Source organism: Halobacterium jilantaiense, assembly GCF_900110535.1.
In the GTDB taxonomy this organism is placed as follows: Archaea; Halobacteriota; Halobacteria; order Halobacteriales; family Halobacteriaceae; genus Halobacterium; species Halobacterium jilantaiense.
Genome location: NZ_FOJA01000001.1, coordinates 1,062,413 through 1,078,030, shown reverse-complemented (window position 1 = coordinate 1,078,030; position 15,618 = coordinate 1,062,413). Strand labels below are relative to the sequence as shown.

Here is a 15,618-nt window from a genome sequence, read left to right as displayed (position 1 = left end):
GCTGCCTCGTCTTGCTCACTCGTCGTCCGTCCCGTCGTCGGTCGCTTCGGCCACGCGCACGGCGGCGACGTTCTCTGCGACGTCGTGGACGCGCACCAGGTCGGCACCCCGGTCGGCGGCCAGCGCGGTCGCGGCCGTCGTCGCGTAGCCGCCCTCGTCCGGATACCGTCCCACGTCGCCGAACATCGACTTGTGGCTGTGGCCGACGAGGACGGGACAGCCGAGCGCGTGGAACTCGTCGACGCGGTCCAGCAACTCGAAGCTCTCCGCGGACGCCTTCCCGAAGCCGAGGCCGGGGTCGACGATGATCTTCTCGCGGTCGAGGCCGGCCTTCTCCGCGAGCAGCACGCGCTCGCCGAGTTCGTCCAGTACGTCGTCGACCACGTCGTCGTACTCCGGGTCGCTGTCGGGGTCGACGGGCGCGTCGATGGAGTGCATCACGACGACCGGGGCGTCGTGTTCGGCGGCGACGAATCGCATCTCGGGGTCCTCCAGCCCGGTCACGTCGTTCAGGATGTCGGCACCGGCGTCGAGGGCCTGCCGGCCGACCTCGGCTTTTCGGGTGTCGATGGACACCATCGCGTCGAGGTCCGAGAGCCGCTCGACGACGGGGAGCACGCGGTCGAGTTCCTCGTCGAGCGGCACGGGGTCCGCGCCCGGCCGGGTCGACTCGCCGCCCACGTCGATGACGTCGACGCCCGCCTCGACCATCTCCTCTGCGCGCGCCACCGCGTCCTCGACGGCGTCGTACTCGCCGCCGTCGTGGAAGCTGTCCGGCGTGACGTTCAGGATACCCATCACGGCGGTGCCGTCCTCCCACGGGTAGCCGTGGGTGGTCGGGTCCGTCTGGATGCCCAGCGAGGTCCGGAGGTCCTCGCCGAGTTCCGCGAGCCCGTAGGGCTGGCCCTGGAGCTTCTCGCAGAGGCGCTTGAACTGCGCGAGCGTCCCCATCATGACGCAGTCCAGCGTTCCCCGGGGCTGGGCGTTCAGGCCCGACAGCGAGCACTCGCCGCCGAGGCTCAACAGCTCCTCTTTGAGGTACTGGGCCTGGCGCTGCTGGACGCGCGCTTTCACGACGCGGTGGACGCCCTTCCCGCGCATCCGCCACACGCCGGGCGGAGTGACGTGTGCGCGCTCTAAGGTGTCCCGAGCGTCGTCGAGGTCCTCGACGTCCGTCTCGACGAACGTCCGCGTCCAGCGTGACCGGGCCTCCGCGACGGCGAACAGCGACCCAGTGACGAGCACGAGGTCGTCCTCGGTCGACTCCTCGACTGCCGCCGCGACCGCCGACTCGACGGCCCGCTTCACGGTCACGTCGCCCGCGCCCGCCTCCTCGAAGACGGTCGCGAGCACGTCCGCGTCCTCCGAGCGGTCGGTGTCAGGCTCCGTCACCCAGGCCCGGTCGGCCTCGGGGAGCGCGGCCGCCATTCCCCGGTGGTCCTTGTCGTGCATCGCGCCGAACGCCACCAGCAGGCGGTCGTAGTCGAACCCGGCCACCGTCTCCGCGAGCGCCTCGCACGCGCCGACGTTGTGCGCGCCGTCCAGCACGACCACGGGGTCGTCGCCCATCACTTCGAAGCGCCCCGGCCAGTACGCCTTCCGGAAGCCGCGAGCGAGCGTCGCCGCGTCCACGTCCGCGACCTGCCGGGCGAGCGCCGCCGCCACGCCCGCGTTCTGGGCCTGGTACGCGCCGAGCAGCGGAATCTCGGCGTCCACGGACCACCCGTCGCCGGACAGCGAGACGGCGGCCTCGGTGTGGTTCGTGCGGCCCTCGTATGTCGCCGTCACGTCCGCGTCGCCGCCTCCGCCGACGGTCACCACGTCGCCCGCCTGCTCGCGGACGGCGTCGAGCGCGTCGCCGGTCGTCGCCGTCACCAGCGGCGTCCCGTCCGACGGCGCGACGTGGGCCTTGTCCGTGGCAATCTCCTCGATGGTGTCCCCGAGCACGCCGGTGTGTTCGAGCGTCACCGACGTGACGGCGCTCGCCACGGGGTCGACCACGCTCGTCGCGTCCAGCCGACCGCCGATGCCGACCTCCAGGACCGCGACGTCGACGTCCTCGCGGCCGAACTGCCAGAGCCCCATCGCTGTCACTACCTCGAAGTACGTCGGTGCCTCGCCGTCCGCCGCGCGCTCGTTCACGCGCGGCCGAATCTCCTCGACGAACGCCGCCAGCGCGGCCTTCGTAATCTTCCGGCCGTTCACTCGGACGCGCTCGCGCACGTCGTCGAAGTGCGGGGACGTGTACAGCCCGACGTCCAGGCCGGCTTCGCGGAGCGCCGACGCCAGCAGCCTGGCGGTCGAGCCCTTCCCGTTCGACCCCGCGACCTGCACGTACCGCGGGCCCTCGTGGGGGTCGCCGAGGTGGGCGAGCAGGTCCGCCGTCGACTCCGTCCCCGGCTTGGGTCGGTACCGGCGGAGGTCGAGCAGGAAGTTCGCCGCCTCGTCGTAGCGCATACACGAGTCGACCCGCGCTGCCAGTATCAGGCTGTCGGAGCCGGCACCCGAACCGTGGTACCGAGGTCCGTGTCATCGGGATTCGTGAAACGCGCGTTTGAGCTACCCGAACCCACTTTCACCGGAGCCACTTACGGGGTTCCGCATGGACCGACGCGACTTCCTCGCAGGCACCGCTGCGTCGCTCCCGCTCGCGCTCGCCGGCTGCCTCGGCAGCTCGGGCGACGGCGGTGGTGACGGAGACGCGACACAGACACCGGAATCGACCACCGACGACGGCCCGCTCTCGTCGGGCGACGAAGTCAGCCTCTCCGGCGACCGCGCGCTCACCGTCGCCGACTTCGACGCCTCCGCGTTCGTCGTCTCGAAGGACGGCTCGGACCGCACCGTCCACTCGGCCAAAACCACTCGGTACGTCCACGTCGCGCTCAAGCCCGACGGTATCGACGACCGCGAGGCGTTCGCCGCCGACAACGTCACGCTGCACGTCAACGACGAGTCCTTCACCGACCCCGTGTTCCCGCTGGGCGGCGGCCCGAGCCAGTACGTCGCCGCGTACCCAGTTCCGACCGACGTGACGCCGTACACCGCCAGCGTCGAGGTCGACACCGGTGACACGACGGCGACCTGGGAGCTGGACGCGCGCGCAATCGAAGACATCACCCAGAGCGTCGACTACGCCGTCTCCGACGTCTCCCTCCCCGAGGCAGTCGAGCCCGGCGCGACGTTCACCGCCGACCTCACGGTCTCGAACGCCGGCGACGCCATGGAGTTCGTCGTCCAGTACGAGGTCGGCGGCAGCACCGGTCGCGAGTCGTACGACGTCCCCGCGGGCGAGGAGACCACCCTCGAACTCGAACTCACCGCGCCCAGCACCACCGGTGACAGCGACGACCTCACCGTCGCCCTCGACTGGGGCGGCCGGAGCGTCAGCGAAACAGTCGCCTACGAGACCACCACGTCGTCGTAGTTCAAACGGCGATTTGTCCCTACCCAGGGACTTTGATATGTCATCCACTACAGCAGAGTGGAGCGTGCCACCCCTCCAGAATCCACCGTGGTGGACCCCCCTGACCCGCCGCCCCCGCTGACGCTCCACTCGCTGTCGGTCCTCTTCACCGACGTGTTGTTGTCAGTATCTGTGGGGTACTCGACCCCCCGGTACCCCTTCACGAACTTGACAGCACCGCGTTCGCCGCAGAACTGCTCCCGTCAGTCGTGCCGGAAGGTGCGGTGGCCGGTGAACACCATCGCCATCCCGTGCTCGTCGGCTGCCTCGATGACCTTGTCGTCGTTCTTCGAGCCGCCGGGCTGAATCACCGCCTCCACGCCCGCGTCGGCGGCGGCCTCGATGCCGTCCGGGAACGGGAAGAAGGCGTCCGACGCCATCACGGCCCCCTCGGCGTCCTTCCCCTCGGCGTCCCGGTCGGCCTTCTTCGCCGCGAGTTCGACCGCGTCGACGCGGGAGACTTGGCCGACGCCGAGGCCGACGGTCTCCGTGCCGTCCGCGAACAGGATGCCGTTGGACTTGACGTGCTTGAGCGTCCGCCACGCGAACAGCATCGTCTCGATTTCGTCCTCGGTGGGTTCGCGCTCGGTGACGACCTCCAAGTCGTCGACCGTCGGAGCCCACGTGTCGCGCTCCTGAACGAGTCGACCGCCGACGAGCGGCTTCTCGGTGACGGTCTCGGTGACGTCCCCCAGCTCGCCCACGGAGAGCACTCGTAGATTCGACTTCTCGGTGAGCACGCCGAGGGCGTCGTCGGTGTATCCGGGGGCGACGACGACCTCCTTGAACGAGTCGGCGACGCGCTCGGCGGTCTCGGCGTCGCACTCGCGGTTCAGGGCGACGATGCCGCCGAACGCCGACTTGGCGTCCGTCGACAGCGCGTCGCTGTACGCGTCGGCGAGCGTGTCGGCGGTCGCGCAGCCCGCGGGGTTCGTGTGCTTGATGACGGCGGCCGCCGGCTCCTCGAACTCCTTGATGAGGTTCAGCGCGGCGTCGGCGTCGTTGTAGTTGTTGTACGAGAGGGCCTTCGCGCCCTCGTTCAGCTGGTCGGCGTGGACGACGCTCGCCTCCGCGCAGGTGTCGTCGCGGTAGACGGCGGCGTCCTGGTGGGGGTTCTCGCCGTACCGGAGGTCGTCGGCCCGGGTCGTGCCGGTGACGCGGCGGCCGCCGAAGTCGCCGCCGTCGTCGGCGTGGACGGTGACGCTGTCGCCGTCGATGTCGAGGTCGCCCTCCGCGAACCACCGAATCGCGCGGGGGTACGCCTGGAACTCGGCGTCGTGCAGCACGCGGGCTTTCAGCGCGTCGCGGTCGTCGTCCGCGAACACGGGGACGGACTCCTGGGTGACGATGGGGCCGGCGTCCACCTCGTCGGTCTGGACGGAGCCGTCGTCCGCCACGGCGTCCGTGACGACGTGGACGGTGCAGCCGGTCACCGAGACGCCGGCGTCGAGGACCTGCTCGTGGGCGTCCGCGCCCGGGAACGCGGGCAGCAGGCTCGGGTGGACGTTCAGGGTGGCCGGCACCGCGTCGAGGAACGTCTCCGAGAGCACGCGCATGTAGCCGTCGAGACACACGAGGTCGACGTCGTAGTCCGCCAGCGCGTCGACGACGCGAGCCTCGTGGTCGCGGCGGGACTCGTCCGCCTTCTGCTCCACTACCTCGGTCGGGATGCCGCGCTCCGCGGCGGCGTCGAGGACGGGTGCGTCGGCGTGGTTCGACAGGACGACGGCGAGGTCGGCACCGCCGGGCTGTCGGTCCGCTACGTGCAGGAGGTTCCGGCCGCGGTTGCTCGCCAGGCCAGCGACGTTCGTCATACCCGACAGACGAACCGCCGCCCGCAAAGCCGTTGCGGTTCGCGACCCGAAAGTGTGCATGTACGAGCATAGAACGGCGAGTACTGTCGCATATATCGCGCTCTATATCCACGAACGTGCGACTGGGCGACCGGCAGGCTTTTGCTCGGTGCGCCGCCACACGCTGCCATGACCGACGAGAACGCCCTGTACGCCGTGTCGCCGCTGGACGGCCGGTACAGCGGTCGCACCGAGGCGCTCGCGCCGTACGCGAGCGAGGCCGCGCTGATGCGCGCGCGAGTCGAAGTCGAAGTCGAGTACCTGCTCGCGCTCACCGACCTCGACGCGGTGCCACTGGAGTTCACGGACGACGAGGCGGCGGCGCTCCGGGCCGCCTACGAGGACTTCGACGCCGAGGACGCCGACCTCGTCAAGCGCATCGAGACGGAGGGCGCGCGCGGCTACGACGCCACCAACCACGACGTGAAGGCCGTGGAGTACTTCCTCCGCGAGCACGCCCCCGAGCGCAGCCACTCGTGGATTCACTTCGGGCTCACCAGCGAGGACGTGAACAACCTCGCCTACCGGCTGCTCGTCGCCGGTGCCGTCGAAGACGTGCTCGCCCCCGAACTCCGCGGCGTCCGCGACGAGCTCGTCGACTTCGCCCACGAGTACGCGGACCTCCCGATGCTCGCGCGCACCCACGGCCAGCCCGCGACACCCACCACGTTCGGCAAGGAGATGGCCGTCTACGCCGCCCGACTCGGGCGCGAAATCGCTCGCATCGAGGCCGCTGCCGACGACCTCGCGGGGAAGCTGGCGGGCGCGTCCGGCACGTGGGCCGCCCACCACGCCGCCTTCCCGGACGTCGACTGGCGGGCCTTCTCCCGGGAGTTCGTGCAGTCGCTGGGCCTGAACTACGTCGAACCGACCACGCAGGTGAACCCGAGCGACGACTTCGGCGCGCTGTTCGACGCGCTCTCCGGTGCCAACGGCGTGCTCGAAGACCTCGCGGTCGACGCGTGGCTGTACGTCTCCCAGCGCTACCTCGGGCAGGACGCCGCCGAGGGCGAGACCGGGTCCTCGACGATGCCCCACAAGGTCAACCCCATCGACTTCGAGAACGCCGAGGGGAACCTCGCGAAGGCCGACAGCGACCTCCACTTCCTCGGGGAGTACCTCTCGTCCAGCCGGCTCCAGCGCGACCTCTCGGACTCCACCGTCAAGCGGAACATCGGGGGCGCGTTCGCGCACTGCCTGCTCGCGTACCGCAAACTCGGCGACGGCCTCGACACCGTCACGCCGAACGAGGCCGTCATGCGCGACGACCTGCGGTCGAACCCCGAGGTCGTCGGAGAGGCCGTCCAGACCATCCTCCGGCGAGAGGGCCACGGCGACGCCTACGAGCGCGTGAAATCTCTCACGCGCGGCGAGCGCGTCTCCATGGACGACTTCCGGGAGCTGTTCGCGAACCTCGACGTGGACGAGAACACCCGGGAAGACCTGCTCGCGCTGACGCCCGAGTCCTACACGGGCCTCGGCGGCGACATCGCCCGGGACGCGTAAGCCGGCGTTTCACCCTCCCGAAGGCATATGCCGTCGGCTGTGGGAGCCCGTAGTATGAAAGAAGCGGGCTGTCCCAAGTGCGGCGGCGACGAGGTCGACGTCGGCACCATCTCGACGACCGGCTCCGGTCTCTCGAAGATGTTCGACATCCAGACGAACAACTTCCAGACCGTGACCTGCACGTCCTGTGGCTACACGGAACTGTACGCGGACGTGGACTCCCGTGGCGCGGACCTCGCGGACATCTTCTTCGGGTAGGGAAACTTCACCCCGATTTGGGGTTTTGGTACAGAAGCAACTGGCCAGTAGGAGTACGAACGAAGTATTGTTAGAGGTAGCAGAAGGAATGACACAGACCTTTTTACAATTGGCATAATTTATTCCGTATGAGCGCAGAATTCGAGGTTTATGAGGACGCTGCCGGTCAGTATCGGTGGCGACTTGTACATGAAAATGGCAATATAATCGCTGATAGCGGCGAGGGGTATTCGTCAAAAGGAAAAGCACTTCAGTCTATCAAAAGCGTTCGAAGCAATTCTCCCGATGCAAAAGTCAAAGACCTAACTGATTAAACAATACTATAAATACGTTATACATGCCCATCCAACAACTGCGGTTGTATGATTTCTTGGTGGATATTTTTCCGGGGTTGATTGGAATATATTTGATGAGTCTTCTTGTTCCTATCGGGGAGCTGCCCTTTTCTGATCCTTCCGCTAGTGGTGTTTTAATTGCAGTAATATTAATTGGGGCAGGTTACTTGAATGGCAGACTAATTCATTCTATCTCTGGGTCCTCTTCTCGCTTAATAGATTCAATTATGCCTGTTGCAAAGTACCCTCCAGATGACTATTCTATGCGTAACAGAGTATGGTATGAAATAAGGAAATCTCTTCCTATTGAGGATGATGAAAAAATCATAGATGATTTCTTTGCTGAGGGTTGGGCACCAGAGAGGGTGAGCGGACCCACGTTACGAGTTCGTTACCCGTACGTTGATTTTGAGGTGATTCAAGGTATTAAAAATCGGTTTAAACAGAGATATGACTTTGACCCTGAAAATACAGAAGAGCGTACTGTTAGGCACTTTGCGTATTCTGAGCTCTATGACAGTCAAAGCTTATACGAAAGATATAACATATTAGCTACATTTTTCCGCAATATCGCTTTCACTTTTTGGGCGTCGTCAATAATATCAATAATTCAATATATTTTGTTTGTGTTTGAAATTCCAAGTGGTGGCATTTCTATTCCATGGCTACAAGAAAATAATTCATGGATATTACTAATCTCTCTGTTTGCTGTTTCGATTATTTCTTCTCGGCAACTTTTCGAATTTTCATTTAGGAGAAATAGACACTTAGTGATCGACTTTTACAATACCATCACTGACTCTGAAAGTGAGTGAATTTAGAGCGGTAAAATATTCCAAGACTGAATGCCGAGTCCTCATGTGAGTTAGTATCTCCCAAACGAACGGATTTTCAGACCATTGAGGCGAGCCCATCCGTCAGAATCTCTGCCGCGCGCTCTATGTCCGACTGGCGGACGTACTCGCGCTGGGCGTGCGCTACCGGCCCCTCGTCGTCGGCGAGCACGCCCGGCCCGAAGACGACGGTCGGCGCGTCCGCCGCGAAGTACGAGGCCTCGGTCGCAGCGCCGAACGGCCGCGGTGCCCCCGCGCCGGCGTCCACGAGCGCGTCCACGACCGGCGCGTCCTCGCGCGTCTCGAAGGCTCCGAGGAACGGCGTGTCGCGCTCGACGGGCACGACGTCGATGCCCACGGACTCCGACACTGCTTCGCGGAAGTGCGTCGCCACACCCTCGAAGAAGCCCTCCTGCGTCTCCGGCGGCACAGTTCGGCGGTCGACTGTAATCGTACACTCGTCTGGGATGCGGTTCGCGGCGTCCCCGCCCCGAACGCGGGTCGGCGTCAGCGTCGGCGGCCCCAGTTCGGGGTGCTCGCTGGGGCCGCGCTCGGCGTCGAAGGACCGCAGGGCCGCCAGCGTCTGCTCGACCCCCGCGACGGCGTTCACGCCCGACTCGGGGTCGGCGGCGTGCGAGCCGACGCCCGACAGCTCGACGTCGAACTGGAAGCGCCCCCGGGCGCTCGTGCAGGCCGCGAGGTCTGTCGGCTCCCCCACGACGTAGGCGTCGGCGTCCAGGTCGAGCACCGCAGCGCCCGTCGACTCGGTCTCCTCGTCGGGCGTGACCGCCAGCGTCACCGACCCCGACTCCGGTTCGGCGGCCAGAAACGCCGCGACCAGCGCCGCCAGCGGCCCCTTCGCGTCGCAGGCTCCCCGGCCGCGCACCACGTCGCCGTCGCGCTCGAAGGGGACGTGGGGCGGCACCGTGTCGACGTGCGTGTTCAGGACGACGTGTGGGCTGCCGCGCCCGCGGGTCGCGCGGACGTTCCCCGATTCGTCGACGACGGGGTCGACGCCGTGGTCGCGCAGCGTGTCGACCAGGAGCGCGCGCATCTCGCCGACGTTCTCGTGGCTCGGCGTCCGCACCGCCTCCGCGTGGAACGCCAGCGGGTCGAACTCAGGCATCGACTCTCCTCGCGGGTCGTCGCTCCAGCTCCCCGCTGTCCTCCCGCTCGGTCGGCCCGGTGAGCAGCGCGCGGTCCCCCGAGACGTCGACCCGCAGCGTTCCACCGGGCGGTCGGACGGCCACGTCGCTCCGGCCGTTGTCCAGCAGCCCCAGTCGCGCCGCGACGACCGCAATCGCCACCGCGCCGGTGCCACAGGACTGTGTCTCGCCCTCAACGCCGCGCTCGAACGTGCGCTGGCGGAAGCCGCCCTCGCCGTCCGGGGACGCCAGCGTGACGTTCGCGCCCTCCGGGAAGGCGTCGTGGTGGCGGACGGCGGGCGCGTCGGCGTCGAGGTCGACGCCGTCCACGTCGTCGACGAACGCGACGGCGTGCGGGACGCCCGTGTTCACAGCCGTCACCGCGAAGCCGGCGAGCGACTCTTCGACCATCGGCTCGTCGCGAGCGACCGGCACCGCACCGGGGTCGAACGCCGGTTCGCCCATCTCGACGGTGACGGTGTCGCCGTCGACCTCGGCGCGCCGCGTGCCCGCTTGCGTGTCCAGCATCACGGTGTCGACGCCCTCGCGCTCGGCGACCCAGCGCGCGGCACAGCGCGCGCCGTTCCCGCACATCGCGGCCGTCGAGCCGTCCGGCTGGACCAGTGTCATGACGGCGCGCGGCGGCGTGTACTGGGGTTCGACTGCGAGGAAGAGCACGCCGTCGACGCCGAGTGTGGCGCAGGCGTGCTCGGCGAACGCCGCCCTGTCGGGGACGTAGTGGGCTGCATCTACAATCGCGAAGTCGTTGCCGGTGCCGTGGAACTGGTCGTGGGATATCATCGTTCGAGTCGGGTGAGTGCCGCCAGCGGTTCGCGCTCGCGGGCGAGCCGGTCGTCCCCGCCGTCAAGCGCGACGACCGCGGGCCGGGGCCGGGAGTTGTAGTTCGATGCCATCTCGACGCCGTACGCGCCGGCGTTCCCGACGGCGAGCAGGTCGCCGCGTTCGGGCGCTGGCAGGTCGCGGTCGGCGGCGAGCACGTCGGTGCTCTCGCAGACGGGGCCGACGACGGAGACGGAGTCGCTCGCTCTCGCGTCCGCGCCGGGCGCGAGCGACCGGACCTCGTGGCGGGCGTCGTAGAGCGCGGGCCGCAGGAGGTCTGTCATGCCGGCGTCGACGCCCGCGAGCGTCGGCCCGTCGGTCGGCTTCACCGTGTTCACCTCGGTCAGGAGAACGCCCGCGTCCGCCACGAGGTAGCGCCCCGGTTCGAGCACGAGGTCGGCGTTCACGTCGGCGAGCGCCGTCCGGACCGCGTCGGCGACCGCACCGAGGTCGAGCGCCGGCTCCTCGGGCCGGTACGGGACACCGAGGCCGCCGCCGACGTCGACGAACTCCAGGTCCGCGGGCGCGCTGCGGGCGACCGCGGCGATTCGGTCGAGCACCTCGCGGTGGGCGGCGAGGTCGTCGGCGTCGAGGATGCCGGAGCCGGCGTGCGCGTGGACGCCGACCACGTCGAAGCCGCGGTCGACGGCGTCCGCGAGGACGGCGACGGCCTCGTCGTGGGGGACGCCGAACTTCGCGTCTGCACCGGTCGCCACCTCGTCGCTGTGGCCCGCGCCGACGCCCGGGTGGACGCGCAGCGCGAGGCGGCCGTCGAAGCCGCGCTCGTCGAGGCGGTCGACGGTGTCGCGCGCCCCGACCACGAACGTCGCCTCGGGCGCGGCGTCGAGGACGTAGTCGAGGTCGCGGGCCGGCGGATTGACGGCCGTGTAATGAATCTCCGAGGGCTCGAAGCCGGCGTCGAGCGCCCGCGACACCTCGCCGGCGGACGCGCACTCCGCGCCCGCGCCCGCCGCCCGGAGGGCGTCGAGGACCGCACCGCCGGCGTTGGCCTTCACGGCGTACAGCACGTCCGCGTCGGGGAACGCCCCAGCGACGCGCTCGTAGTTCGCGCGGACGCGGTCGAGGTCCTGGACGTACAGCGGCGTGCCGTACTCGCCCGCCAGCGAGCGCAGTCGGTCGGCGTCCCAGTCGGCGAGCCGCCGCACGTCCCTGCTGTCGGCCGCGTCCGCCGCCGTCGTCACGACCGCAACACCTCCTCGCGCTGGGTGGCGTCAAGCGTCTCGGCTTCGAGGTCCATCGCGACGACGGCGGGCTTGTACGCGCCGCCGTCGAAGAGGTCGTGGTCGCCCACGGAGGACTCGACGTAGCGCGTGAACGCCCGGCGCTCCGGCGGCAGTTCGCCGTACAGGACTTCCTCCTCGACGAGGTCGTAGACCGGGATGCGGGGCGTCAGCAGCGTGTTCTCGCCGACGACCGAGTCCTCCCCCACGACGAACCCCGAGGTGACCCGGCAGCCCGCGCCCAGCGAGACGCCGTCCTCGACGACGACTGGGGCGTCCTCGACCGGTTCGAGGACGCCGCCAATCAGGGTGTTCGCGCCGAGCTTCACGTCCGCGCCAATCTGCGCGCACGAGCCGACGGTGTCACAGGAGTCGACGAGCGTGCCGTCGCCGACGCGCGCGCCGACGTTCACGAACGCCGGCGACATCAGGATGCAGTCCTCGCCGACGTGCGCGCCCCGCCGCAGCACCGTGCCGTCGGGCGTGTTTCTGGTGCCGCGCGCGAGCAGGTCGCTCGTGTCCCGCAGCGGGAGCACGTCGTGGTAGGCGACGCCGCCGTACTCGCGGCGCTCGGTCTCCCGGAGCGCGAAGTTCAGCAGGACGCCGCGCTTCACCCACTCGACGGCTTCCCAGTCGCCACCCTCCTTCTCGGCCGCCCGCACGTCGCCCGCCTCCAGCGCGTCGAGGAACGCGTCGAGGGTGTCCGCGTCGTCGGCCGTCGCCGAGTCGACGGAGAGCTCTCCCGACTCGTGTCGCTGCCACAGGTCGCGAATTTCGGTCTCCAGACTCATACGTCCGCAGCCACCTCCGAGAACTCGTAGTAGCCGGCCGGCTGGGCCGCGAGCCACGCCGCCGCGTCCACTGCGCCCTCGGCGAACACGCGCCGGTCGCCGGCGCGGTGGGTCAGTTCCAGCACCTCGCTGTTGCCCGCGATCAGCACCTCGTGCTCGCCGGTCACGTCGCCCGCCCGCCGCGCGTGGACGCCGACCTCGCCCTCGCGCCGGGGCTGGTCGCCCTCCCGGCCGTGGACGCGCTCGCCCTCGCCGCGGGCGTCCTCGATGCGGTCTAGCAGGAGGCCGGCGGTGCCGCTCGGCGCGTCGACCTTCCCGTTGTGGTGGGTCTCGGTGACCTCCACGTCGTACTCGGGGAGCGCGCCGGCGGCCGCCTCGACGGCCGAGAGCAGCGCCTGAATCCCGCGAGAGAAGTTCGCGCCGACGAGCACCGGCGTCGAGTCGCCGGCCGCCCGCAGCGCGGCCCGCTCGCCTTCGTCGAAGCCCGTCGTTCCGGTCACGAGCGGGACGCCGGCGTCCGCGCACGCTCCGGCGTACCGAACGGTCGCCTCGGGCGCGGTGAAGTCCACGACGGCGTCGGGCTCCCGGAGGTCCAGCAGGGCGGCGAACTCGGCCTCGTCGTCCAGTGCGCCGGCCGCTCCGGGGTTGCGGGCGGCAGCGAACGCCACTTCGACGCCCCGGGAGTCGAGGACCTCGCGGACGACCCGCCCCATCCGGCCGTCCGCGCCGGTCACGCCGACGCTCATGCGGACACCTCCGGCTCGGAGAGCGCGCTCAGGGCGGCTTCGAGTGCTTCGCGTGGTTCGTCGCCCAGCTGCGAGAGCGGCGAGCGGTAGTTCGCGGGGCCGTGGCCGCGAATCTCCTGGGCGGCCTTCACCGGAATCGGGTTCGACTCCAGGAACAGCGCGCGGTGCAGGGGCGCGAGGTCGTGGTGGACCTCGCGGGCGCGCTCGTAGTCGCCGTCGATGGCGCTCCAGACGACCTCGCTCACGCGCTCCGGTTCGACGTTCGCGGTGACGCTGATGGCCCCCCGGCCACCCACCGAACAGACGGGCAGCGTGAGCGCGTCGTCGCCCGAAAGCACCGAGAACGCCTCGTCGCGGGTGCGCTCGACGACCTCGCTGACGCGCGCCACGTCGCCGCTGGCGGCCTTGTAGCCGACGATGCGGTCGTGACTCGCCAGCGACGCCACGGTGTCCACGTCGACGTTCCGGCCGGTCCGGGACGGAACGTTGTACACTACTTGGGGCGCGTCGATTCGGTCGGCTATCTCCCGGTAGTGGGCCTCTATCCCCTCCGGCTCGGGGCGGTTGTAGTACGGCGAGATGAGCAGGAGGGCGTCGGCCCCCGCGTCCACGGAGCGCCCGGCGAGGCCGACGGCCTCGTGCGTCGAGTTGCTGCCGGCACCCGCGACCACGGGCACCTCGCCGCCGACCTCGTCGGCGACGGCCGCCACGACCTCCACGTGCTCGTCGTGGGTCAGGGTCGCGCTCTCGCCGGTGGTGCCGACGGGAACGACCCCGTCGACGCCCCGGTCGACGAGGCGGCGGGCGTGTGTGCGCAGTCGGTCGAAGTCGATACGTCCGTCGTCGGTGAACGGCGTCGTCATCGCGGGGAAGACGCCGTCGAGTGGTGTGTACGTCATCTGGGTGGGAAACGCTGTGTTCGGGAACTGTGCGGACAACGAGGAGCCCACCACGGGGGTGCTACGCCCGCAGAGAGCCTACCGGACAGGTGTGAATTTGCGTTTCCCCGAGAAAGCGGCGGCGACGCTCCCGGCGGCGGCGACGGCAGTGGGAGCGTCGGTCATACTACCGAGTGGCTGCCCCGCCCTCATATGTCTATCGTCGCCGTCGGTCGTTGCCACTGTCGACGTTCCGCGGGTTTTTTGCCGGCTCTGACCCACCTGTCAGTGAATGCTGGTCCTCGGAGACGCACACGCAACCACCCCCGGACGCCGCCGTGCGCTGTTCGCCGCCTACCGTGCCGCCGACGAATCGGTCGCGGTCCAGGCCGGCGACCTCATGTACTACGACGTGCCCTACCAGACGTACTTCATCGGCGGGAACAACGAGGACTTCGATACCATCGACGCCCTCCGGAACGGCCGCGTCGAGAGCGAGGCCGTCTCGAACGTCACGCTGCTGCACAGCACCGCCGAGACCGTCGAAGGCCTCCGAGTCGCCGGCCTCTCCGGGAACTACGCGCCCACCCAGTTCGACAAACCCCGGGCCGTCCTCCGCGGCGACCGCCGCCGCCACTTCGTCCGCGACGACGTCGAGGACGCCAAACAGCTCGACGACGTCGACGTCTTCCTCGCGCACGAAGCCCCGAACGGCCTCCCCGTCGAGGAGGACTACGAGGTCGGCTGCCAGTACATCGACGAGATTCTCGACGCCCTCGACCCCGACGTCTGCCTCGTCGGCCACCACCACCAGCACGCCGAGAGCGACTACGGCGATACTCACGTTGTCGGCCTCGACCCCGTCTGGGAGTCCTACTACACGCTCGACCCCGACACCCTCGACGTCGCCCGCCACGACGCGCCCCCCGCCTGACGTACATTCAAGGCAGTGCGTCCACGAACTCGGTGTATGCCTCCGATACAGCCCGGCCAACGGGTCGCGGTTCTCGCGGACTCGCAGAACCTCTATCACTCCGCACAGAGCGTCTACTCGCAGAACATCGACTACTCGTCGCTCCTCGACAAAGCCGTGCAGGGCCGTCAGCTCACGCGCGCCATCGCGTACGTCATCCGCGCGCAGGCCGAGGACGAGGACTCCTTCTTCGACGCGCTGCGGGACATCGGCTTCGAGACGAAAATCAAGGACATCAAGACGTTCGGCGACGGCTCCAAGAAGGCCGACTGGGACGTCGGTATGAGCCTCGACGCCGTCTCGCTCGCGGACCACGTCGACACTGTCGTGCTCTGCACCGGCGACGGCGACTTCTCTCGGCTCTGCCATCACCTCCGCCACGAAGGCGTGCGCGTCGAAGTGATGGCGTTCGACGAGTCGACGGCGGACGAACTGGTCGAGGCGGCCGACGCGTTCGTCGACCTCAGCGAGCGAGAAGAGACGTTCCTGCTCTAGACCATCCGGCCGTCGGAGCCAGTACTCCCCATCAGGAGCGAGCCGGCGGCGAGCCCGGACGTGGCGAGACCGGCGGCGACCAGGAGTGTCGTCGTCGCCGTCGGCGTGAGACTCGACCACAGCAGCAGCGCGGCGCTCGCCAGCAGCAACACGCCGGCGACGCCGATCTTGACGGTGTCGTTCATACCCCGCCGTTGCGACCCACACCACATAAACGCATCCACTCGCTCTCGAAGCGGCTTTACGCGCGGGCCGCCG

The 15,618-nt window shown here is 68.7% G+C and carries 16 protein-coding genes; 7 read left to right on the top strand and 9 right to left on the bottom strand.

Going from position 1 to position 15,618, the window contains the following annotated elements; genetic code table 11:
• Window positions 1-15 precede the first annotated feature (15 nt).
• A complete protein-coding gene (gene folP, locus BMW35_RS05550) occupies window positions 16-2,457 on the bottom strand; it encodes a dihydropteroate synthase (RefSeq protein WP_089668385.1) in 2,442 nt (813 codons plus the stop codon).
• Window positions 2,458-2,602: 145 nt separating this feature from the next.
• Between folP and BMW35_RS05545 the strand changes: the two genes are divergently transcribed.
• Window positions 2,603-3,427, top strand: a complete 825-nt coding sequence (locus BMW35_RS05545; protein WP_089668384.1) for a hypothetical protein — start codon at window positions 2,603-2,605, stop codon at window positions 3,425-3,427.
• 242 nt (window positions 3,428-3,669) lie between these two features.
• Here BMW35_RS05545 and purN read toward each other — a convergent pair whose 3' ends face one another.
• Entirely contained in the window at window positions 3,670-5,280 is a 1,611-nt protein-coding gene (gene purN / locus BMW35_RS05540) for a phosphoribosylglycinamide formyltransferase (protein ID WP_089668383.1), read from the bottom strand.
• A 168-nt stretch (window positions 5,281-5,448) separates the two neighbouring features.
• Here purN and purB point away from each other — a divergent pair, with 168 nt between their 5' ends.
• From purB to BMW35_RS15295, 4 genes are all read left to right on the top strand, one after another.
• Entirely contained in the window at window positions 5,449-6,825 is a 1,377-nt protein-coding gene (gene purB / locus BMW35_RS05535) for an adenylosuccinate lyase (RefSeq protein ID WP_089668382.1), read from the top strand.
• A gap of 54 nt (window positions 6,826-6,879) precedes the next feature.
• Window positions 6,880-7,083 carry a zinc ribbon domain-containing protein gene (locus tag BMW35_RS05530; RefSeq protein WP_394327255.1) on the top strand — a complete coding sequence of 68 codons (204 nt, stop codon included), beginning with the start codon at window positions 6,880-6,882 and terminating at the stop codon, window positions 7,081-7,083.
• Between the two features lie 128 nt (window positions 7,084-7,211).
• Window positions 7,212-7,397 (top strand): HVO_2922 family protein, encoded by a 186-nt coding sequence (locus BMW35_RS05525; protein WP_089668380.1) that lies wholly within the window; start codon window positions 7,212-7,214, stop codon window positions 7,395-7,397.
• A 23-nt stretch (window positions 7,398-7,420) separates the two neighbouring features.
• Entirely contained in the window at window positions 7,421-8,233 is an 813-nt protein-coding gene (locus BMW35_RS15295; protein ID WP_143052157.1) for a hypothetical protein, read from the top strand.
• A gap of 76 nt (window positions 8,234-8,309) precedes the next feature.
• On the opposite strand, the gene BMW35_RS05520 is transcribed toward BMW35_RS15295, so the two are convergent.
• The 6 genes from BMW35_RS05520 to dapA are packed head-to-tail and all read right to left on the bottom strand — an operon-like array spanning window position 8,310 to window position 13,913.
• Window positions 8,310-9,377 (bottom strand): M20/M25/M40 family metallo-hydrolase, encoded by a 1,068-nt coding sequence (locus BMW35_RS05520; protein WP_089668379.1) that lies wholly within the window; start codon window positions 9,375-9,377, stop codon window positions 8,310-8,312.
• Window positions 9,370-10,197, bottom strand: a complete 828-nt coding sequence (gene dapF, locus BMW35_RS05515) for a diaminopimelate epimerase (RefSeq protein ID WP_089668378.1) — start codon at window positions 10,195-10,197, stop codon at window positions 9,370-9,372. Before dapF ends, BMW35_RS05520 begins: the two co-directional genes overlap by 8 nt.
• Entirely contained in the window at window positions 10,194-11,438 is a 1,245-nt protein-coding gene (gene lysA / locus BMW35_RS05510) for a diaminopimelate decarboxylase (RefSeq protein ID WP_177170778.1), read from the bottom strand. Before lysA ends, dapF begins: the two co-directional genes overlap by 4 nt.
• Entirely contained in the window at window positions 11,435-12,268 is an 834-nt protein-coding gene (locus tag BMW35_RS05505; RefSeq protein WP_089668377.1) for a 2,3,4,5-tetrahydropyridine-2,6-dicarboxylate N-succinyltransferase, read from the bottom strand. The genes lysA and BMW35_RS05505 overlap by 4 nt, the downstream gene beginning before the upstream one ends.
• Entirely contained in the window at window positions 12,265-13,014 is a 750-nt protein-coding gene (dapB, locus tag BMW35_RS05500) for a 4-hydroxy-tetrahydrodipicolinate reductase (RefSeq protein ID WP_089668376.1), read from the bottom strand. The genes BMW35_RS05505 and dapB overlap by 4 nt, the downstream gene beginning before the upstream one ends.
• Window positions 13,011-13,913 carry a 4-hydroxy-tetrahydrodipicolinate synthase gene (dapA, locus tag BMW35_RS05495; protein WP_089668375.1) on the bottom strand — a complete coding sequence of 301 codons (903 nt, stop codon included), beginning with the start codon at window positions 13,911-13,913 and terminating at the stop codon, window positions 13,011-13,013. Before dapA ends, dapB begins: the two co-directional genes overlap by 4 nt.
• A gap of 271 nt (window positions 13,914-14,184) precedes the next feature.
• Here dapA and BMW35_RS05490 point away from each other — a divergent pair, with 271 nt between their 5' ends.
• Window positions 14,185-14,826 (top strand): metallophosphoesterase family protein, encoded by a 642-nt coding sequence (locus BMW35_RS05490; protein ID WP_089668374.1) that lies wholly within the window; start codon window positions 14,185-14,187, stop codon window positions 14,824-14,826.
• A 36-nt stretch (window positions 14,827-14,862) separates the two neighbouring features.
• On the top strand, window positions 14,863-15,360 hold the full coding sequence (locus tag BMW35_RS05485) for a LabA-like NYN domain-containing protein (RefSeq protein WP_089668373.1): 498 nt from the start codon (window positions 14,863-14,865) through the stop codon (window positions 15,358-15,360).
• On the opposite strand, the gene BMW35_RS05480 is transcribed toward BMW35_RS05485, so the two are convergent.
• Window positions 15,357-15,545 (bottom strand): hypothetical protein, encoded by a 189-nt coding sequence (locus BMW35_RS05480; protein ID WP_089668372.1) that lies wholly within the window; start codon window positions 15,543-15,545, stop codon window positions 15,357-15,359. The genes BMW35_RS05485 and BMW35_RS05480 overlap by 4 nt on opposite strands.
• Window positions 15,546-15,618 lie beyond the last annotated feature (73 nt).